The 19020-nt window shown below is 73.7% G+C and carries 20 protein-coding genes; 6 read left to right on the forward strand and 14 right to left on the reverse strand.

Annotated features, from left to right (window positions below; all coding sequences use genetic code 11):
• Positions 1 to 185: 185 nt before the first annotated feature.
• Complete coding sequence (gene mptB, locus KBX06_RS06760) at positions 186 to 1628, forward strand: polyprenol phosphomannose-dependent alpha 1,6 mannosyltransferase MptB (protein ID WP_374225584.1); 1443 nt, start codon at positions 186 to 188, stop codon at positions 1626 to 1628.
• 122 nt (positions 1629 to 1750) lie between these two features.
• Here the strand turns inward: mptB and KBX06_RS06765 are convergent, their stop codons facing one another.
• The 3 genes from KBX06_RS06765 to glnA form a co-directional block, all read right to left on the reverse strand.
• Entirely contained in the window at positions 1751 to 2740 is a 990-nt protein-coding gene (locus KBX06_RS06765) for a hypothetical protein (RefSeq protein WP_210833358.1), read from the reverse strand.
• Positions 2737 to 3096: a PadR family transcriptional regulator gene (locus tag KBX06_RS06770; protein WP_210833359.1), complete on the reverse strand. Its 360-nt coding sequence runs from the start codon at positions 3094 to 3096 to the stop codon at positions 2737 to 2739. Before KBX06_RS06770 ends, KBX06_RS06765 begins: the two co-directional genes overlap by 4 nt.
• Positions 3097 to 3388: 292 nt before the next feature.
• Complete coding sequence (gene glnA / locus KBX06_RS06775; protein ID WP_210833360.1) at positions 3389 to 4813, reverse strand: type I glutamate--ammonia ligase; 1425 nt, start codon at positions 4811 to 4813, stop codon at positions 3389 to 3391.
• Positions 4814 to 5156: 343 nt separating this feature from the next.
• On the opposite strand from glnA, the gene KBX06_RS06780 reads away from it, so the two are divergent.
• Positions 5157 to 5558 (forward strand): RDD family protein, encoded by a 402-nt coding sequence (locus tag KBX06_RS06780; protein WP_210833361.1) that lies wholly within the window; start codon positions 5157 to 5159, stop codon positions 5556 to 5558.
• A 61-nt stretch (positions 5559 to 5619) separates the two neighbouring features.
• Here the strand turns inward: KBX06_RS06780 and KBX06_RS06785 are convergent, their stop codons facing one another.
• From KBX06_RS06785 to lipA, 3 genes are all read right to left on the reverse strand, one after another.
• A complete protein-coding gene (locus KBX06_RS06785; protein ID WP_210833362.1) occupies positions 5620 to 6309 on the reverse strand; it encodes a DUF4191 domain-containing protein in 690 nt (229 codons plus the stop codon).
• A 110-nt stretch (positions 6310 to 6419) separates the two neighbouring features.
• The gene (locus KBX06_RS06790; RefSeq protein WP_210833363.1) at positions 6420 to 8123 is read right to left on the reverse strand and encodes a hypothetical protein; all 1704 of its coding nucleotides are present in this window, start codon (positions 8121 to 8123) and stop codon (positions 6420 to 6422) included.
• Between the two features lie 69 nt (positions 8124 to 8192).
• Entirely contained in the window at positions 8193 to 9242 is a 1050-nt protein-coding gene (gene lipA, locus KBX06_RS06795) for a lipoyl synthase (RefSeq protein ID WP_210833364.1), read from the reverse strand.
• Positions 9243 to 9683: 441 nt separating this feature from the next.
• On the opposite strand from lipA, the gene aspS reads away from it, so the two are divergent.
• On the forward strand, positions 9684 to 10970 hold the full coding sequence (aspS, locus tag KBX06_RS06800; protein WP_210833365.1) for an aspartate--tRNA(Asn) ligase: 1287 nt from the start codon (positions 9684 to 9686) through the stop codon (positions 10968 to 10970).
• Between the two features lie 146 nt (positions 10971 to 11116).
• Here the strand turns inward: aspS and lipB are convergent, their stop codons facing one another.
• Positions 11117 to 11758 carry a lipoyl(octanoyl) transferase LipB gene (lipB, locus tag KBX06_RS06805; RefSeq protein WP_210833366.1) on the reverse strand — a complete coding sequence of 214 codons (642 nt, stop codon included), beginning with the start codon at positions 11756 to 11758 and terminating at the stop codon, positions 11117 to 11119.
• A gap of 135 nt (positions 11759 to 11893) precedes the next feature.
• On the reverse strand, positions 11894 to 13714 hold the full coding sequence (locus tag KBX06_RS06810) for a DUF3488 domain-containing protein (RefSeq protein WP_210833367.1): 1821 nt from the start codon (positions 13712 to 13714) through the stop codon (positions 11894 to 11896).
• A gap of 163 nt (positions 13715 to 13877) precedes the next feature.
• Here KBX06_RS06810 and KBX06_RS06815 point away from each other — a divergent pair, with 163 nt between their 5' ends.
• Positions 13878 to 15113 carry a PHB depolymerase family esterase gene (locus KBX06_RS06815; RefSeq protein ID WP_210833368.1) on the forward strand — a complete coding sequence of 412 codons (1236 nt, stop codon included), beginning with the start codon at positions 13878 to 13880 and terminating at the stop codon, positions 15111 to 15113.
• 118 nt (positions 15114 to 15231) lie between these two features.
• On the opposite strand, the gene KBX06_RS06820 is transcribed toward KBX06_RS06815, so the two are convergent.
• From KBX06_RS06820 to KBX06_RS06830, 3 genes are all read right to left on the reverse strand, one after another.
• Positions 15232 to 16134, reverse strand: coding sequence for a TIGR01777 family oxidoreductase (locus KBX06_RS06820; protein WP_210833369.1), 903 nt, complete (start codon positions 16132 to 16134; stop codon positions 15232 to 15234).
• Between the two features lie 109 nt (positions 16135 to 16243).
• Entirely contained in the window at positions 16244 to 16759 is a 516-nt protein-coding gene (locus KBX06_RS06825) for a M23 family metallopeptidase (protein ID WP_210833370.1), read from the reverse strand.
• Positions 16760 to 16864: 105 nt separating this feature from the next.
• Positions 16865 to 17410 carry a hypothetical protein gene (locus tag KBX06_RS06830; RefSeq protein WP_210833371.1) on the reverse strand — a complete coding sequence of 182 codons (546 nt, stop codon included), beginning with the start codon at positions 17408 to 17410 and terminating at the stop codon, positions 16865 to 16867.
• On the opposite strand from KBX06_RS06830, the gene KBX06_RS06835 reads away from it, so the two are divergent.
• The gene (locus KBX06_RS06835) at positions 17378 to 17731 is read left to right on the forward strand and encodes a type II toxin-antitoxin system RelE/ParE family toxin (RefSeq protein WP_210833372.1); all 354 of its coding nucleotides are present in this window, start codon (positions 17378 to 17380) and stop codon (positions 17729 to 17731) included. The two genes, KBX06_RS06830 and KBX06_RS06835, sit on opposite strands and share 33 nt — an antisense overlap.
• Positions 17731 to 18039: a helix-turn-helix domain-containing protein gene (locus KBX06_RS06840; protein ID WP_210833373.1), complete on the forward strand. Its 309-nt coding sequence runs from the start codon at positions 17731 to 17733 to the stop codon at positions 18037 to 18039. The genes KBX06_RS06835 and KBX06_RS06840 overlap by 1 nt, the downstream gene beginning before the upstream one ends.
• A gap of 89 nt (positions 18040 to 18128) precedes the next feature.
• On the opposite strand, the gene KBX06_RS06845 is transcribed toward KBX06_RS06840, so the two are convergent.
• Genes KBX06_RS06845 through KBX06_RS06855 form a run of 3 tightly spaced genes read right to left on the reverse strand, consistent with a single transcriptional unit; the run spans position 18129 to position 18849 of the window.
• A complete protein-coding gene (locus KBX06_RS06845) occupies positions 18129 to 18377 on the reverse strand; it encodes a flavin reductase (protein WP_210833374.1) in 249 nt (82 codons plus the stop codon).
• A complete protein-coding gene (locus KBX06_RS06850) occupies positions 18374 to 18670 on the reverse strand; it encodes a hypothetical protein (protein WP_210833375.1) in 297 nt (98 codons plus the stop codon). The genes KBX06_RS06845 and KBX06_RS06850 overlap by 4 nt, the downstream gene beginning before the upstream one ends.
• A complete protein-coding gene (locus KBX06_RS06855) occupies positions 18667 to 18849 on the reverse strand; it encodes a hypothetical protein (protein WP_210833376.1) in 183 nt (60 codons plus the stop codon). The genes KBX06_RS06850 and KBX06_RS06855 overlap by 4 nt, the downstream gene beginning before the upstream one ends.
• Positions 18850 to 19020 lie beyond the last annotated feature (171 nt).

Below are 19020 nucleotides of genomic sequence, written 5' to 3' on the forward strand. Positions count from 1 at the left end.
GGCCGCCGGTGACCGCTCCCGGCGCTCCGCCGGCCCCGTCCGGCCCTCCGCCACCACCGGACCGCCCGCCACCACCACCGGACCGCCCGCCGCCTGGGCCTCCGCCGTCGCCACCGCCGCCGCCACAGCCACCGCCACCGCCGCCACCGTCGAACGGTGCCGCCCGGCTCGCCCGCTGGGCCGGGGTGGTCGGGGCGGTGCTGCTGACCGTCGCCGGCTGGCTCGGCGGGGCGCTGCCCCGGGCCACCCCTGCGCCGGGCCTCGGCGACGAGCCGTGGACCGTCGCGCTGTGGCTCGCCGGCACCGCGCTGATGGTCGGGGCCTGGTGGGTGCTGCGCCGGGGCGCGCCGTCGACGCGGTGGGCGTACCGGACCGCCGGGCTGTGGGCGCTGCCGCTGCTGGCCGCGCCGCCGCTGGGCAGCCGGGACGTCTACTCGTACGCCTGCCAGGGCTGGGCGTACGCGCACGACGTCGACCCGTACGCCACGGGCGTGGCCGAGGCCGGCTGCCCCTGGGTGGACGCGGTCGCGCCGATCTGGCGGGACACGCCGGCACCGTACGGGCCGGTGTTCGTGCTGCTCGCCGCGCTCGCGGTGACCCTCGGCGGCGGCCTGGTGGGCGCGGTCGTGGCGTTCCGGTCGCTCGCGGTCGCCGGGGTGCTGGTGGCCGCCGTCTGCCTGCCGGGGCTGGCCCGGGCGGCCGGCGTGCCCACCCGCCGGGCGGCGTGGCTGGTGCTGGCCAGCCCGCTGGTCGGGGTGCACCTGGTGGCCGGCGCGCACAACGACGCGGTGATGCTCGGCCTGCTCCTGCCGGGTCTGCTGGTGCTGGTCCGCCGGCCCGGCAGGCCGGGGCCGCTGCTGCTGGCGGGGGCGCTGCTCGGGCTGGCGGTGACCGTGAAGGCGACCGCCGTGGTGGTGCTGCCGTTCGCGGCGCTGGCCGCCGTGCCCGGCCGCCACACCCTGCGGGCGCTGCTGCGCCACGGCGGCTGGCTGGCCGGCGGGGTGCTCGGCGCGGTGGCGGTCACCTCCCTGCTGTCCGGCCTCGGCCTCGGCTGGGTCGGCGGGCTGACCCGCAGCGGCGACTCCGAGCAGTGGACGTCCCCGCCCACGGCGGTCGGCTTCGTCGTCGACTACGCGGGCGGGCTCGCCGGCCGGGAACCGGGCGCGGTGCCGGTCACCCGCGCGGCGGCGCTGCTGCTGCTCGCGGTGGCGGTGGCCGCGCTGTGGTGGCGGACCTGGTCGGGACTGCGCCGACCCGACCAACGCCGACCCGGTCCTGCCCGCACCCCGGGCGGCGTCCGGCAGGGGGTGACCTGCACGGATGCCGCCCGTCCCCGGGCCGCGCTGCTCGGGGCCGGGCTGGCGCTGACCGCCACGGTCGTGCTGGCCCCGGTCTTCCACCCCTGGTACGCCACCTGGCCGCTGGCCCTGCTCGCCGTCGCCGCGGCGCGTACGACCTGGTTCGTGGCGCCCTGCGCGGCGGCGGCCTTCCTCACCCTGCCCGACGGCACCAACCTGGCCCGGTTCAGCAAGGCACCCGGCGCGCTGGCGATGACCGCGCTGACGCTCGGGCTCACGGTGTGGGGCGTGCTCCGACTCCGCCGGACCGGTGCCGCGCGCCCGGACTGATGAAAGGCCCCGTCCCCTTCCTGCGCCCTCCCGCCGCGTCTGCCGCTGCGAGATCTTGGTACGGAAGGGCCCCCGGAGGGGCCGTGTCTCTCCAAGGTCTATACGTGACGCGTGCGGGACGGTCAGCGGTGCCTGCCGCAGGTCGGGCAACGGGCGTCAGGTCCGACCGGGCCGGGCCGGCGCATGCGCTTGTGCAGGGCGATGGTCAGCGGCAGCAGGGCGGGGCCGGCCAGCCCGACCACGACGGCCGTCGCGGCGAGCGCGCTCAACCCCGGCCGGGTCGCACCATTGAGCAGGCCGTCCGCCATCCCGGCCAGGATGTGCAGCGACAGCAGGCCGATCGGGGTGAGTAGCACCAGCAACGCCCAGCCGCCCCGGTGGTCGGCCCGCAGCGTGAGCCCCATGCCGAGCAGCAGCACCACCACGAGCAGCACCACGGCGGTGCCGGGCAGGATCTGCTCCGCGGGCCAGCCGTGGTAGCCGCCGTAGCGGGGTAGCAGGTTGAGGCCCGCGAGGCCGGCGGCGCCGAAGGCGAGCAGAGGTGCCGCCTGGAGCCGCGCCGGCAGCCGTTCGGGCAGGGCGAGCGCCACCAGCCCCAGCCCGACCTGCGGCAGCAGCACCAACAGCGGGGGGCGGGGCAGGCCGGCGAGGGCCGCCGCCGGCACGACCGCCACCGTGATCAGCAGGGCGAGGGCCACGCCCCGGCGGGTCCACCGGCCCGGTGCCACCGCGTGCACCGCCGCGGCGAGCAACCAGACGCCCCACACCCCGACCCCGAGCGAGACGAACGGCCCGGCGTGCGGCACGCCCCATTGCGCCGGCGGCGGGCGCAGTTCCATCACCGACCAGACCCCCGCCAGGGCGGTCGCGGTGAGGAAGGCGAGGACGGCGGCGAGGCGTACGCCCGGGACCAGGTCGGCGGCCCCGGCGGCCCGCAGCCGCTGGCGCAGGCCGCCGCGCACGAGGTCCGCGGCGTCCGCGGGCGAGGGCCAGCGCCGCCCCGGCCCGGCCAGGTCGAGGTACGTGCCGACGATCTCCGCGCCGCGCGCCCGCCGGTACTCGGCCGGGTAGGCCCGCAGCAGGCGGTGGTAGCGCCGCTCCAGGCCGCTCACGCCAATCCCCCGGCGGTACGCGGGGCGAGCGGGCGGGCCGCGCGGGCGCGCAGCCGGGCGGTGGCCGCCTCGACGTTGCGCCGCAGGCGCTCGGTCTCGGCGCCCAGCGTGGCGTCGCCGGCGGGGGAGAGGCGGTAGTAGCGGCGCAGCCGGCCGTCCACCACCTCCTCGCGGTCGATCTCGACCAGGCCGGCGTCGGTCAGCCGGTCGAGCGCGCCGTAGAGGGTGCCGGGGCGCAGCGACACGCGCCCGTCGGAGAGGGCGGCGACCTCGCCGATCAGGCCGTAGCCGTGCATCGGCTCGCCGGCCAGCGCGGTGAGGATCAGGAAGGTGGGTTCGCGCAGCGGTGTGTCCACGCCCGCAATATAACGGACGCGAAGGTATCCGGCGGTCTGGTCACTGTCCTGGGCGGCGTTCCGGCAGGCGGAAGACCTGGAAGCGCGTAAAGCCTGATGAACCACTGCGCCGGGACGCTGATACCTGTGCGGCATAAAAATACCTGTGGGGTATCGGGTTGACGGCGCATGCAGCCAGTAGCGGCCTGTGTAGCAGACCGTAGCTGACAGAGAGCCGCAGGCCGCTGCCGGCGAGGGGGCAAAGAGGAAGGCCCCGGGTGGACCCGGGGCCTTCCTGCGATCGCTGACTGCGTCAGCAGTCGAAGTACATGGCGAACTCGTGCGGGGTCGGGCGCAGGCGCACCGGGTCGACCTCGTTGGTGCGCTTCCACTCGATCCAGGTGGAGATCAGGTCGGGGGTGAAGACGCCGCCGTCGAGCAGGTAGTCGTGGTCGGCTTCGAGGGAGTCGAGCACCGCCGACAGCGAGCCCGGCACCTGCTTGACGTCGCCCCACTCCTCCGGCGGGAGGTCGTAGAGGTCCTTGTCGATCGGCGCCGGCGGCTCGATCTTGCTCTTGATGCCGTCCAGGCCGGCCATCATCATCGCCGAGAAGGCCAGGTAGACGTTGGCCGACGGGTCCGGCACGCGGAACTCGACGCGCTTGGCCTTCGGGTTGTTGCCGGTGACGGGGATGCGGGTGCAGGCGGAGCGGTTGCGCTGCGAGTAGACCAGGTTGACCGGCGCCTCGAAGCCCGGCACCAACCGGCGGTACGAGTTGATCGTCGGGTTGGTGAAGGCCAGCAGCGACGGGGCGTGGTGCAGCAGGCCGCCGATGTACCAGCGGGCCATGTCGGACAGGCCGGCGTAGCCGGTCTCGTCGTAGAACAGCGGCTCGCCGCCCAGCCAGAGGCTCTGGTGGGTGTGCATGCCGGAGCCGTTGTCACCGAAGAGCGGCTTCGGCATGAACGTCGCGGTCTTGCCGTGGGCCCAGGTCTCGTTCTTCACGATGTACTTGAAGAGCTGGAGCTGGTCGGCGGCGTGCAGCAGCGTCGAGAACCGGTAGTTGATCTCGGACTGGCCGGCGGTGCCCACCTCGTGGTGCGAGCGCTCGACGGTGAACCCGCTGTCGACCAGCCGGCGCACGATGCTGTCGCGCAGGTCGGCGTAGTGGTCGACCGGCGGCACCGGGAAGTAGCCGCCCTTGTAGGGGGTCTTGTAGCCGCGGTTGCCGCCCGGCTCCTCGCGACCGCTGTTCCAGGCGCCCTCGACGGAGTCGATGTAGTAGAACGACTGGTGGGCCGAGGTCTCGTGGCGGATGGAGTCGAAGATGTAGAACTCCGCCTCCGCGCCGAAGTACGCGGTGTCGGCGATGCCGCTGGCGGCGAGGTAGGCCTCGGCCTTCTTCGCCACGTTGCGCGGGTCCCGGCTGTAGGCCTCGCGGGTGAACGGGTCGTGGATGAAGAAGTTGAGCGCGAGGGTCTTCTGCGCCCGGAAGGGGTCGATGAAGGCGGTGGCGACGTCCGGGAGCAGGAGCATGTCCGACTCGTGGATCGCCTGGAAACCGCGGATCGACGAGCCGTCGAAGGCCAGGCCCTCGGTGAAGAAGGCGTCGTCGACCGACTCGACCGGCAGGTTGAAGTGCTGCATCACGCCGGGCAGGTCACAGAAACGTACGTCGACGAACCGCACGTCCTCGTTCTTGAGGTATCGCAGGAGTTCCTCGGGATTGGCGAACACACGTCCTCCTGGCACGTCCACGGGTGGCTAGGCTCCTGGCGACGCTATGGCCGCGCGGTTGCCCGGCCGTGTCTTGAGTGTTTCTGCCGTGTTACGTCCCTCGCGGAGCGTCATCCGTGCCGCCCGGTCGGGCCGGACCGCGCGGCGGGACACCATCGGCTGTGCCATTCTATTGACACTTGCTCGCTTTCGCCCGTTTTTGCGGCCTGCCTCGCCAGGCGCACGGCGCACGGCGCCCGGCGCACGGCGCCCGGCGCACGGCGCCCGGCGCCCGGCGCACGGCCACCCCGCCACGGACGGTCGTCCCGGATGCGTCCATGCGACCTGGATACCCTTGACCGTTGTGACCAACCCGCATGATCGCCCCGTACCGCCCGCGTCGGATCCCGCCTTCACCCCGCCCAGCCTGGGCCGCCGGTTCGGCGCGCTGGTGATCGACTGGGTGCTCTGCCTCCTCGCCGCCGGGATCTTCGCCGACCCGGTCCGCGACGGTTGGGCGCCCGTGCTGGTGCTGATCGTCGAGTACGGCTTCTTCCTCGGGCTCTTCGCACAGACGCCGGGCATGTTCATCACGAAGATCCGCTGCGTCGCCTGGGCCGACGGTGGCCGCATCGGGGTGACACGGGCCCTGCTGCGCGGTCTGCTGCTCGCCCTGGTCGTGCCGGCCCTGCTGATGGACGGCCACCGCCGAGGCCTGCACGACCGCCTCACGGGCTCCGTCGTCACCGACGCCCCCCGCCCCTGAGAATGCGGCAGGAGCCGGGTCCCTCGGACGGGCCCGGCTCCTGTGCGCGTACGCGTCGTGGTCAGCGACCCCGCGTCTGGCGGAACGCGCCGCGCGCGGGTCGCATGTTCTTCGGGATCGCGCCCTTGGGCATCTGCGGGCGCGCGGTGAGCGCCTTGAGCCGCTTGTCCAGCGAGTTCACGTCCTTGCCGCTGAGGTTGCGCGGCAGCCGCATCAGGGTCATCCGCAGCTTGCGGATGGGCAGCTCGCCCTCTTCCTGGCCGATCACGTAGTCGTAGAGCGGGGCGGAGCCGATCACCTTCGCCAGCCGCCGCTTCTCCTGGCCGAGCAGGCCGCGGATCCGCTGCGGGCTGCCCTCCGCCAGCAGGATCACCCCGGGCCGGCCGATGACCAGGTGGACCATGTCCATCTGCGTGGTGGAGCTGACCGCCGGGGTGACCCGCCAGTCGCCGCGCATGCTCTCCATGATCTGGGCCGCCGCGCCGGGCTGCCCCTCGGCGGCGTTCATCATCGCCCGGTTGGACCGCAGGTTGAGCACGATCAGCAGGCAGAGCAGGGCGAACAGGATGCCCAGCGGCAGCCAGAGCCAGCCCCAGCGCAGGACCGCGACCACGGTGAGCGCGAGCGGGATCAGCACCGCGCCGGCGGCCAACGGCGCGAACCACCGGTCCTGCTTGGCGGTGAACTTGAACACCATCCCGATCTGCTTCAGCCGCTGGCCGAACGAGACCTTCTCCTGGGGCTTTGCCATGCCGAAGAGTCTAGTGGTCGCCGCACGTCGCCTCGCCCGCGGCTGCGCACCGCCGCCCGGCCACCCGCCGGCCCGGCCGGGCGGTGCGCGGTACCGGGCGAACGCGCCGGTCAGCGGCGGGGCAGGTAGATCCGCCAGCCGGGGACGGTGACCAGGTCGAACGCGCCCGGCTCGGCGCGCCGGCGCTCGTCGAGGCGGGCGGCCAGCGGCGAGCCGGCCAGCGCCACCCAGGCCGGCGCGGCCGATCCGCGCACCGCCCGGCCGTACGGCGGGTAACGATCGTGTCCCGGGCGCAGGTCGTCGTCGACGACCGCGCAGAGCACGTCCTCGCGGGTGGCGAAGATCAGCCGGTTGCAGGTCCAGTAGCCGCCGTACACGTGCCGGACGCCGCGCTGGCGCAGCGCGGCGACCAGGTCGGCGTGCCGGGCCTCGGCGGCGCGGGCGGCCCGGGCGGCGTCGACCGCGCCGGCGGTGGCCACGGCGGCGGTGCCCAGCGTCGCGGCGAGCACCACGGCCGCCGCGATCCCCACCACGCCCCGCCACCGTGCCCCGGGCCCACCGCGTTTCCGGGCGATCTCCGCCTCGACCGTGCCCGCACCGGCGGCGCGGCGGGCGGCCGGCCAGAGCGGCCAGAGCAGGGCCGGAACGGAGATGAGCAGGCAGGACAGGTACCGGGAGCTCTCCACCGGGGTACGCCCCGCGGCACTGCTGATGGTGTAGGCGGCGAGCGTCGCGACGGCGGCGGCCACCAGGGCGAGCCGGACCGCCCCGCCGACCGGCTCCGTCGCCGCTGGAGATCTTGGACAGTTGCCGTCAGCCCCGAACGGCAACTGTCCAAGATCTCCGGCGGGTGGGCGCAGCGCGCGCCAGGCCGAGAGAGCGGCCGCGACCAGCAGCGGCGGCAGGGCGAGCGCCCACCAGAGCTGGCCGGGTGTGCAGTGGCCCGGGGAGCAGAAGCCCATGCCCAGCGGCGGGCCGAGCACCAGCCCGCCGTGCAGCCGGTCCGCCCAGCCGACGGCCTGCCCGGAGCCGCCGGCCGCGAGCACCGCCGCGAGCGGGTCGCGCCCCGTCAGGAGGCTGTGCACCAGCAGTGGCCCGGCCCCGACCAACGCGGCGGCGCCGAGCAGCGCCCCGGCCCGTCCCCGCAGCTCCCACCGGCAGGAGGCGAGAAGCACCGCGCCGGTCGCCGCCACGTACGGCAGCACCAGCGGATCCACCCACAGCATCAGCCCGGCCAGGAAGCCCCACGCCGTCCAACGCGGCAGCCGGCGTCCCGGCCGGCGGGCCGCCAGGTCGTACGCCAGCACGGCGAGCGCCACCCCGGCGGCGTTCATCTCCGGGTATCCGCCCCCGGCGATGAGCTGGTTCTTCACCACCCGGTCCGAGCCGAGCGCCAGCAGCGCCACGACGAGCAGGGCGAACCAGCGGTCCCCGGTCAACCGCAGCGTCAGCCGCCAGGCGAGCACGACGAAGACCGCGTACAGGGCGAGGGTGGGCAGGCGCAGCCCGAGCGTCGACGGGCCGGCCAGCGCGAACACCGGCGCGGCCAGGTACGCCTCCAGGGTCCCCATGTACGCCTGTCCGTAGAACCAGACGGGGAACTCCTGCCCGCGGGAGATGTGCAGCGCCGCCAGCCCCATGGTGGCCTCGTCGCTGTTGGTCGGCGGCGTCTCGTGCAGCAGCAGGCCGAGGCGGTAGCCGATCCCGGCCAGGACGGCGAGCACGGCGAGGACCGTGGGCAGCCGGTGCCGGCGGGCGGGGGAGGGGAGCGCGGGACGCCCGTCGCGCCATCGTCGACGTACCCCGGCCGTCATTAGTCGATCATGGCACCTGCCCGGCGGCCCGTGGTCGAACGGTGCCGGCGTGTCGGCCTGGGTGGTGGGTCAGCCGGCGGTGACCGGGAGGGCCTCGCGGGCCTCGAGCGCCTGCCGGTAGAGCCGCCCGGCCCGGTACGACGAGCGCACCAGCGGCCCGCTCATCACGCCCGCGAAGCCGATCTCCTCGGCCTCCTCGCGCAGCTCGACGAACTCCTCCGGCTTGACCCAGCGGGTGACGGGGTGGTGCCGGGGGGTGGGGCGCAGGTACTGCGTGATGGTGATCAGCTCGCAGCCGGCCTCGTGCAGGTCGCGCAGCGCCTGGGTGACCTCGGCGCGCTCCTCGCCCATGCCCAGGATCAGGTTGGACTTGGTGACCAGCCCGTCGGCGCGGGCCTGCCGGATCACGTCCAGCGACCGCTCGTAGCGGAACGCCGGCCGGATCCGCTTGAAGATCCGCGGCACGGTCTCCACGTTGTGCGCGAGCACCTCCGGCCGGGCGCCGAAGACCTCGGCGAGCTGCTCGGGGACCGCGTTGAAGTCGGGGATCAGCAGCTCGACGCCGCAGCCCGGCTGGAGGGCGTGGATCTGCCGGACGGTCTCGGCGTAGAGCCAGGCGCCGCCGTCGGGCAGGTCGTCACGGGCCACGCCGGTGATGGTCGCGTAGCGCAGGCCCATGGAGACCACCGACTCGGCGACGCGGCGCGGCTCGTCGGCGTCGAACTCGGCCGGCTTGCCGGTGTCGATCTGGCAGAAGTCGCAGCGCCGGGTGCACTGGTCGCCGCCGATGAGGAAGGTGGCCTCCCGGTCCTCCCAGCACTCGTAGATGTTGGGGCAGCCGGCCTCCTGGCAGACGGTGTGCAGCCCCTCGCGCGTGACGAGCCCCCGCAACTGGGTGTACTCGGGCCCCATCTTGGCCTTGACCTTGATCCATGGCGGTTTGCGCTCGATCGGTGTCTCGGCGTTGCGCGCCTCGATCCGCAGGAGGCGCCGCCCCTCGGGGGCGGGCGTCGTCGTGCGCGCTGCCTGGCCGGTCGTCGGCGCGGAGTGCTCGCTCGTCACGGAACCGAGCCTACGCCCGACGGCGGCCGTCGATGCAGCGCGGGCGACCGGCGTCACCCCGCCAGTCTTGTGACGCCGGACACCGGGACCGGCGAAAAACCCGTCACAGGGGCGCCGGTGGGGGTGCTAGCTTGCCCGGCAGAGCTGTGACGGAGCCGAGTAGCGCCCCGCCCCGCCAGTTGGAGAGAGCCGCCGGTTGCTGCGAGGCGGTCTGGCACCGGGCGCGCGAAGACCCTCCCGAGCTGCGGGAAGAACGGCATGCAAGGAAGGGCACCTTCTTAACGCCTCAGGTAGAGGAAGGGCCCCTTCCTAACCGCCCAGTAGAGCCCGCCCGGCTGGCCCCGGTGAAAAGGCGACGAACGAGGCCCCCGTCCGCGGGGGCGAAGGTGTGGTGGCACCGCGAGGTTTCCCGCTCGCCCACACCTCCCCGGGGCTGAGGCGATGCTTCGCCGTCCCAGGGCGGCGCAGGCGTTGCGATCGATCGAGGAGCAGCCCGCCGTGCAACGCATCCATTCCACCCGACTCTCCGCCCATGTCGGCGTGCCCGTCCGGATCGCCGGCTGGGTGCACCGCCGCCGCCTGCTCAAGTCGGTGGCCTTCCTGATCGTCCGGGACGCCGCCGGCCTCGCCCAGGTGGTGGTCACCGACCCGGCCGTGCGCACAGAGGTCGAGGCACTCACCGAGGAGACGGTCGTCGAGGTCACCGGCACGGTGGTCGCGAACCCGACGGCCCCCGCCGGGGTCGAGCTGACCGCGCCGACGGTACGACCGCTCGGCCCGCCCGCCGTACCGCCGCCGTTCGACCTGTACCGGCCGGCGCTCGCCGCCAGCCTGCCCACCCAGCTCGACCACGCGGCCGTGGCCCTGCGCCACCCGACCCGCGCGGCGGCGCTGCGGGTCTCGGCGGCGGCGGTGTCCGGCTTCCGGGCCGCGCTGGACGCCCGCGACTTCGTGGAGATCCACACCCCGAAGGTGGTCGGCTCGTCCACGGAGAGCGGGGCGAACGTCTTCGGGCTGGACTGGTTCGGCCGGCCCGCGTACCTGGCGCAGTCGCCGCAGTTCTACAAGCAGCTCATGGCCGGCGTCTTCGAGCGGGTCTACGAGGTCGGGCCGGTGTTCCGGGCCGAGCCGCACGACACCGTCCGGCACCTGGCGCAGTACACCTCGCTCGACGCCGAGCTGGGCTTCGTCACCGACCACCGGGACGTGATGGCCGTGCTGCGGCACACCGTGGCCGGCATGCTCGACGCGGTACGCGAGCGGGCCGGGGCCGCCCTCGCCACCCTCGGGGTGTCGGCCCCGGACGTGCCGGCCGAGATTCCCGCCGTGCACTTCACCGAGGCGCTCAGGATCGCGGGGGCGCCGGCCGACGAGCCGGACCTGGCCCCCGCGCACGAGCGGGCGCTCGGCGAGTGGGCGCGGCGGGAGCACGGCTCGGAGTTCCTCTTCGTCACCGGCTACCCGATGGCGAAGCGGCCCTTCTACACCCACCCGGACCCGGGGCGGCCCGCGTACTCCAACGGGTTCGACCTGCTCTTTCGCGGACTGGAGCTGGTGACGGGCGGGCAGCGGCTGCACCGGCACGCCGACTACCTGGCGGCGCTCGCCGTGCGCGGCGAGCCGGTCGAGCCGTACGCCGGCTACGTCGACGCGTTCCGGCACGGGATGCCGCCGCACGGCGGCTTCGCCATCGGGCTGGAACGTTTCGTGGCCCGCCTCACCGGCGCGGCCAACGTCCGCGAGGTCACGGCCTTCCCCCGCGACCTCCACCGCCTGACCCCGTAAGCACCCCCCGGACCCCCCACTGGGTATCGCTGATCGCCCACCAGGCTCCGTTGATCATGAAGTTGTTGTCACGACACGCCGATGCCGACGACAACAACTTCATGATCGACGGCCACGACGATCGTGACCAGGTCGATCCGCACCGGTCAGGCCGTGACGAGGGTGGGCAGGTGGCGCTCGACGACCGGCAGCACGTCGGCCACGGTGACCGGGCGGCCCAGCTCGGCGGTGAGCGAGGTGACCCCGGCGTCGCGGATGCCGCACGGCACGATCCGGTCGAAGTGCCCCAGGTCGCAGTCGCAGTTGATGGAGAAGCCGTGCAGGGTGACCCCGCGGGCGACCCGGATGCCGATGGCCGCCACCTTGCGGGCCGGCCCCCGGTCGTCCTCGGGCACCCAGACCCCGCTGCGCCCCTCGATCCGGCCGGCGGCGAGCCCGAACTCGGCGCAGACGTCGATCAGGAACTGCTCGGTGCGGCGGACGTAGGCGACCACGTCGACCGGGTCGGGCAGCCGCACGATGGGGTAGCCGACCAGCTGCCCCGGGCCGTGCCAGGTGATCTTGCCGCCCCGGTCCACGTCGACGACCGGGGTGCCGTCCATCGGACGGTCCCACGGCTCCGTGCGCTTGCCGGCGGTGTAGACGCTCGGGTGCTCCAGCAGCAGCACGGTGTCGCCGCGCTCGCCGCCCACCACCGACTCGTGCAGCCGGCGCTGCTCGTCCCAGGCGGCCTGGTAGTCGAGGACACCGGCGCGGACGGCCGTGAGGCCGGGGGTCGTCGTGGTCACGCCGCCAAGCCTAGCCCCGTACCGGCCGGTCACCAGCGGTGACGCGGCTCACGAGCGGGCCGGCGGCGACCGGAGCCACCCGTGGCCGGCGGGCGTTGCCGGTGGCGGGCCGGACCCGCCTCCGGCCCGGGCGCGTCAGCCCTGCGGGACCCGCCACAGCCACACGTCGTCCACCCGCTCGGGCGGGCCGAGCAGCGTGGTCACGGTCTGTCGGATCGCCTCCTCGTCGACCGGCCACTTCGCCCCGTGCACCTCGTCGGCCAGCACGACCGTCTCGATGCGCCAGTGCCGCAGGTCGGCGCGGACCTCCTCGATGCTGCCCTCGGTGATGATCGGCACCAGCCCGCCGCGGCCGGCCTGGTCCACCAGCGCGCCGAACGGGCGCGGCACCGGGCCGATCCGCCCCCGGCCGTCGGGGCCGCCGGGGCCGAGGAAGAAGCCGGAGGGGATCGCGAACTCGCCCTGCCGGTGCGCCAGCGCGTACGCCTGCCAGCGCTGGCCGTCGGGATAGACGTCCAGGGTCAGCGGCACCGGGGTGAGGACCCCGCCGGGCGAGACGTACTCCCGCCACGTTCCGGCGGTGATGAAGCGCGGGATCGGCTCGCGCTCGGTGGTCAGCAGCGGGGTCGGCACCAGCGGCAGCAGCGCCAGCGCGAACCCCGCCCACCAGGCCAGCCGCGTCCGGCGGCGCCGGGGCGGGTCGGCGCGGAGCTGGTCGACGGCGTACGCGAGCAGCACCCCGATCACCGGCGCCACGATCAGCGCCAGCCGGGCGGGCAGGGCGGCGTTCACCACCGGCAGGTGCCCGAGCAGGTCGAACGGCATCGGCAGGTCGACGCGCCGCCCGTCGATCTTGGCCACGGGGCCGAACGACAGCACCGTGAAGACGGCGGCGGTCACGCCCAGCGCCCAGAGCGTGGCCCGGCGGCCCGCGTCGGCCCGGCGCCACAGCGCCACGAGGCAGGCGACGGCGAGCAGCAGCAGCGGAATGCCGAAGAAGGAGTTCTCCTCGGTCGGGTTGGGCGCGAGCTGGGTGCCCAGCCCCGCCTCCCCGGCCAGCGAGCGGCGCGGGTACGCCGCGTAGGCGACGACGTCCTCGGAGTGGATGACGGCGTCGAAGCCGGTGCCGTGGAAGCGCTGCGGCCCGGCGAAGTGCAGCCACAGCGGGTACGCCAGCAGCACGCCCGCGACGACGGCGGTGACGCTGAGGCCGCGCAGGAAGGCCGGCAGCACCGCGCGGGCCTCGGCGCGGCGGGCCGGGTGCAGCGCCCAGACGGCGACGAAGACGCCGAGCGCCAGCGCCGTGAAGAAGAGCCCCTCGGCGGCGATGGAGAAGGCGACGGCGACGAGCACGCCGAGGATCGCGCCGTCGCGCAGGGGGTGCCGGGAGCGGCGCAGCGCGAAGGTCCGCCAGATCAGCAGCGGCACGAGCCAGCCCGCCGTCCAGTTCAGGTGGGCGTTGGCGTGCGAGACCATGCCGGGGGAGAAGCCGATGAACAGCCCGCCGACGGCTGCGGCGAGCGGGCTGCGGACCAGGTGCCGGGAGAGCAGCCAGTACCAGGCGAGCGCGGTGGCGGCCAGGTTGAGGGTGAGGATCACCAGGAACGTGGCCGGCGGCCCGATGAGGTACGTCAGCGGCGCGAAGACCACCGCGTACACCGTGATCGAGGTGTTGACCGCGAGGTTCACCCCGTCGGGGACGTTGACCAGGTAGGTGAAGAGCGGGTTGTCGCCGTGGGTCACCGCGTGCCCGCCGAAGGCCAGCAGCCACTCGAAGAGTGCCTGGTCGCTGGAGTTGACCGTGATGGTGCGGGTGTTCGGGTCCCGCCACAGCCCGCTGGTCACCCAGACGGCGAGCGCCAGCGCGACCAGCGCCACGGTCAGATCGGCCCGCCGGTGGCGGACGACGCGGGGCGGCGGGGCCGGCGATGGCGCCAGGGACGGGGAGGTCGGCACGCAGCGGACGTTACCAACCGCACCGGGGCAGGCCGGTCAGGACGCACATCCCTCGGGACGGGAATGTGTGAGCGTGCCCCATGTCACAACATCGACGTATCGACGTAACGTCGCGGCAATTCGCGGGTGACCCAGTTCACACCCCCGTCCCCAGGAGGCTCCCGTGCGCCGCTCCCCGTCCCTGCTCGCCCGGCTGACCGGCGTGGTCGCCGGGGCCGTCCTCGCCGCCGCCGCGGTGACAGCCGTCGCCGCTCCCGCCCAGGCCGCCACCCTGACCCAGGTCACCAACTTCGGCTCCAACCCCGGCAACCTCGCCATGTACGCCTACCGGCCCGACAACCTGCCGGCGGGAGCCCCGGCCGTGGTGCTGCTGCACGGCTGCACCCAGAACGCGGCCGGCTACTTCGCCAACTCGGGCTGGCAGAAGTTCGCCGACCAGTGGAAGTTCGCCCTCATCGTGCCGCAGCAGTCCAGCGCCAACCAGCCGTTGAGCTGCTTCAACTGGTTCGTGGAGCAGGACATCACCCGCGGCTCGGGCGAGGCGCTGTCGATCAGGCAGATGGTCGACCACGCCCGGAACAACTACGGCACCGACGCCCGCCGGGTCTTCGTCAGCGGGCTCTCCGCCGGCGGGGCGATGAGCGCGGTCATGCTCGCCACCTACCCGGACGTCTTCGCCGCCGGCTCGGTCGTCGCCGGCCTGCCCTACCGCTGCTCCCCGCCCGCCTCCACGAGCATCTGCCAGTACAGCGGGGTGAACAAGACGCCGCAGGAGTGGGGCAACCTCGTGCGGGCCGCGTACCCCGGGCACACCGGCCCGCGCCCCCGGGTCGCCATCTGGCACGGCACCTCGGACTCCACCGTGGTGCCGGCCAACGCCACCGAACTGCGCGACCAGTGGACCAACGTCCGGGGCGTGTCGCAGACCCCCACCAGCACCGCGTCGCTGCCCGCCAACACCAGCCTGGAGGTGTACGGCAGCAACGACGTCCGCCTCTACCGGGTCTCCGGCATGGGCCACGGCACCCCGGTCGACCCCGGTCCCGGGGCCGAGCAGTGCGGCACCGCCGGGGCGTACCTGCTGGACACCATCTGCTCGGCGTACCACGACGCGGTCTTCTTCGGCCTGAACGGCGGAACTAACCCCGGCCCCACCCCGACCGCGAGCCCCACCGTTTCTCCCACGGCGAGCCCCACCGCCTCCCCGACGGCGAGCCCGACCCCGGCCCCGACCTGCGTCACGGCCAGCAACTACGCGCACGTCACCGCCGGCCGCGCCTACCACTCCGGCGGCTACGCCTACGCCAACGGCTCCAACCAGCGGATGGGCCTCTACAACATCTTCTACACCAGCACCCTCAAGCGGACCGGCCCCAACCACTGGGTGATCGGCTGCTGATCCCGCGCCGGCAGCCGCGCCCGGCCCGCCTGTCCGTCACCGCCCCCGGGCCCGTCGATCATGAGGTTGTCGTCACCCCATCCCGCGTGGCGTGAAGACAACCTCATGATCGACCGGGTCAGGGGGCGGTGAGGGCCGCGCGCAGGGCGGTGGCCAGGGTCAGGTGGCGGTAGGTGAAGCCGGCCCCCGTGAGCACGCCGGGCAGGACGCGGGTGCTGGTCAGCGCCTCGTGCGCGAAGCCGCCCAGCACCACCTTCAACGCCAGCGCCGGGATCGGGACGATCGCCGGCCGGCGCAGCTGCCGGGCCAGCTCCCGGGTGAACTCGGCGTTGGTCACCGGGGCCGGCCCGACCAGGTTGACCGGTCCCACGAGGTCGTCGCGGTCCAGCACGAACCGGGTGGCGTCCAGCCAGTCCGCCATGGAGATCCACGGCAGCCACTGCCGGCCGCTGCCGAGCCGGCCGGCGATCCCCAGCCGGAACGGCAGCAGCTGCGGCTTGAGCAGCCCGCCGTCGCGGTGCAGCGGCAGGCCGATGCGCAGCCGCACGACGCGTACGCCCGCGTCCTCGGCCGGCCGGGTCGCGGCCTCCCAGACCCGGCAGACGTCGGCCAGGAAGCCCTCGCCCGCCGGGGCGTCCTCCTCGACCGCCCGGTCGCCGGTGTCGCCGTACCAGCCGACCGCCGAGGAGTTGAGCAGCGCCCGGGGCCGGTCGCCCCGGGGCAGGCCGGCGATCGTGATCGCCAGCGTGCTGGTGGTGTCGACCCGGCTGGACCGGATCAGCTGCCGGTACTCGTCGTTCCACCGCCTGTCGCCCACCCCGGCGCCGGCCAGGTTGACCACCGCGTCCGCCTCGGCCACCACCGCCGGGTCGAGCTGCGCGGCGGACGGGTTCCACTGCCGCTCGTCGGGGGCGCGCGGCGGCCGGCGGACCAGCCGGGTGACCTGGTGTCCGTCCGCCGTGAGCCGGCCGACCAGCCGGGTGCCGAGGAAGCCGGACGCGCCGGCCATGAGGATCCGCATGCTCCCATCTTCGGGTACGGACGGCCGATCGGATGCGCTGCGGCGGACGCCCACCTCACCGGGCACGACCGCCGACCGGACGGCCGGCGGCGCTCGGCGTCCCGGTGGATCAGCAGCCGGCGGTACGCGTGTAGTTGCGCGTCCCGAAGTAGAGGGCCAGGTTGCCGCTGAAACGCACCTTGATGTCGCTGCCGTTGAGGCGCTGCTCGTAGTGCAGGTGCGAGCCGTAGGAGCCGCCGCTGTTGCCCACGTACCCGATGGTGGTGCTGTAGCCGACGGACTGGCCGACCGAGACGTTGAACCCGCTGAGGTGGGCGTAGTAGGTGGTGTACCCGTTGCCGTGGTTGATCCGCACGTACCGGCCGTAGCTGGTGTCGCCGAGGTTGGCGACGACGTCCACCGTGCCGGGGGCGCTGGCCTTCACCGGATCGCCGTGGTCGTTGGCCCGGTTGAAGTCGATCGCGTACTGCGGGCTGTGTCCGGTGCGGGTCTCGCCGGACCACGTCTGGTTGCACGGGAACGGCGTCCGGAACGACGGGGCGGCGGCGGCGGGCGACGCCGGCACCAGGAACGCGGCGGTCGCCAGCAGGGCGACGCTGAGAGAACTCGTCAGACGGGTACGCATCCGAACCTCCACGGTCATAACCTTCGATCTCTCTGCCGGATGATGTCAGAAACTTCCGACGACCGAAAGCCTCGAAGATTGCCGATGCGTAGGCTCCCCGGCCGGCTATGCCACTCGTGAGCGGGAGCGCAGGTGGGCGCGGGCCTTGATCCGGAACCGCTCGTGGTCGGTGCCGATGATCAGCGCGCCGGACGTCACCGAGGCCCTCGCCTGCGGGATGGTGACCTCGGTCAGTTCGCCGAGTTGGTCGGCGAAGTCGGTGTAGACGATGGTGCGCCGGGAGCGTTCGATCAGCCGGACCAGCGACCGGACGCGGCGACGCAGCCGTTCCAGCATCGGCAGGGTGACGTCCTGCCGCCACTCGTCGCCGGCCACCTCGTCCAGGAGTTCCTGCTGTTCGCGGATCGCCGGGATGCTGGTCTGCTCCAACAGGGCCGACGCGATCTCCTGCACCTGCCCGCGCAGCCGCTCGTCGGCCGGCTTCCCGTCGAGTTGACCGAGCTGGAGCCGCAGGATCATCAGGTCGAAGCGCTTGGCGGTCTCGTCGTCGTCCCTGACCGCGCTCGGCAGCCCGGCGAGGTCGCGCCCGATCTCGTCGTACGCCTGTGGCGTCGGCCGGTGCCAGTTGGCGAATTCGACGTAGAACTGCACGGCGCGAGTAAGGATGATCCTGATTCCGCAGAGCAGGTGGCCGCTGCCATCGACGTGCTGAGCGAGGAGGGCCCGGCGTTGGGCCGTCCGCTGGTCGACCGTGTCAAGGGCTCGAACTACAAGAACATGAAGGAACTCCGGCCGGGCTCGGCAGGAGACACTGAGATACGCATCCTGTTCGCCTTCGACCCGCAGCGGGAAGCCATCCTGCTGGTCGCAGGCAACAAGGCCGGCAACTGGAAGGGCTGGTACGAGACCAGCATCCTCGAAGCCGACCGGAAGTTCGCCGAGCACCTGCGAGAGCTGAAGGGGCAGCGCTGATGGCACGTAGTTGGCGGGATGTTCGCTCCCGCGCCGCGAATCTGGACGAGAGCAAGATCGGGCAGCACAAGGAGCGGATGCGCAGCGAGGTGCGGGCCACCCGGCTGCGGGAGATGCGCGAGAGCCGCCGCCTCACCCAGCAACAGGTGGCCGACCGTATGCACGTCTCGCAGCCGCGGGTCGCCGCGATCGAGAACGGTGAGCTGCCGAAGGCCGAGGTCGGCACCATCGTGCGGTACGTCGAAGCGCTCGGCGGCAAGGTGGAGATCGTCGCGGACTTTGGAGACGAACGGCTCGCGCTGAGTTAAAAAGCGGTAGAACGACCACGAAAGGGGCGCCCGGCGGTGCCCCTTTCGTCATGCGGCGGGTGCTGCCAGGAAAGCAGGCAGACCGCCGGCTACCGGGCGCGAGCCCAGGCGGTGAAGCGCTCGGCGAGGTTGTCCGGCGGCGTGCCGCCGTCCAGCTCGGCGAGTTGTTGCGCGGCCTCCATCTGAAGCGTCGCCAGGTAGACGAGCAGGGCCGTCCGGCTCTCCCGGAACTCGCCCAGGAGGCGGAGTTTCGCGGCCGAGCAGGGCCAGGCGATGCCGCAGGCCGAGCAGCGCCAGGTGGGCCGGCTCGGCAGGTGGTCGCGACTGCGGCGGCTCACCGGGTGCCTGCCCGTGCGGGAACGGGCCGAACCGAAGGGCGGCGGCCAGCCGGGACGTCGTGGTTCGCCCTGCTCAGCCAGCGGACGCCGCCGCGTAGGGCGTACAGCTCACGCTGGCGTACCGCCCCGCCGCGCCGGTTGAGCTCGTAGCCCTCGAACCAGAACCAGCCGGCGTACGGGTGCCGGTCGGTCAGTTCCCGGATCACGCGCACGGTCAGCGGACCGGTGAACTGAGGCGACGCCTCACGGGTCAGCAGGACGACGTCCCCGGCGCGCAGCGGACCGGCGCTCACCAGCGGCCCCCGTTCGCCCGCCACCGCTGTGCCGGAGTCGGCGCCCCCGCGCGGCCGGGTTGGACGGTGGGGATCGGCCGGGTCGGCGCGAACAGGGCGGCCGGCAGGTTCGTGCCCCCGACGGGCGGCCGAGGCGGCGGGGGCGGGGCGGGCTTGCGGCGCCAGAAGCGCAGGTTCATGGCGGGCCTCCTTCGCGGATTGGAAGGGGCCGCCCCGGCTGCTCGCCCAGGGGCGGCCCCGACAGCGCGACCGGCGGGCTCGGGACCTCCACCGGCGCACGCCGTCTACGAAGCACCTTGCCGAGGGTTGCCGGCCGACTACACCACGTAGGACTATTGCTCGTAGACGTT

It is taken from the genome of Micromonospora sp. C31 (assembly GCF_018070575.1).
In the GTDB taxonomy this organism is placed as follows: Bacteria; Actinomycetota; Actinomycetes; order Mycobacteriales; family Micromonosporaceae; genus Micromonospora.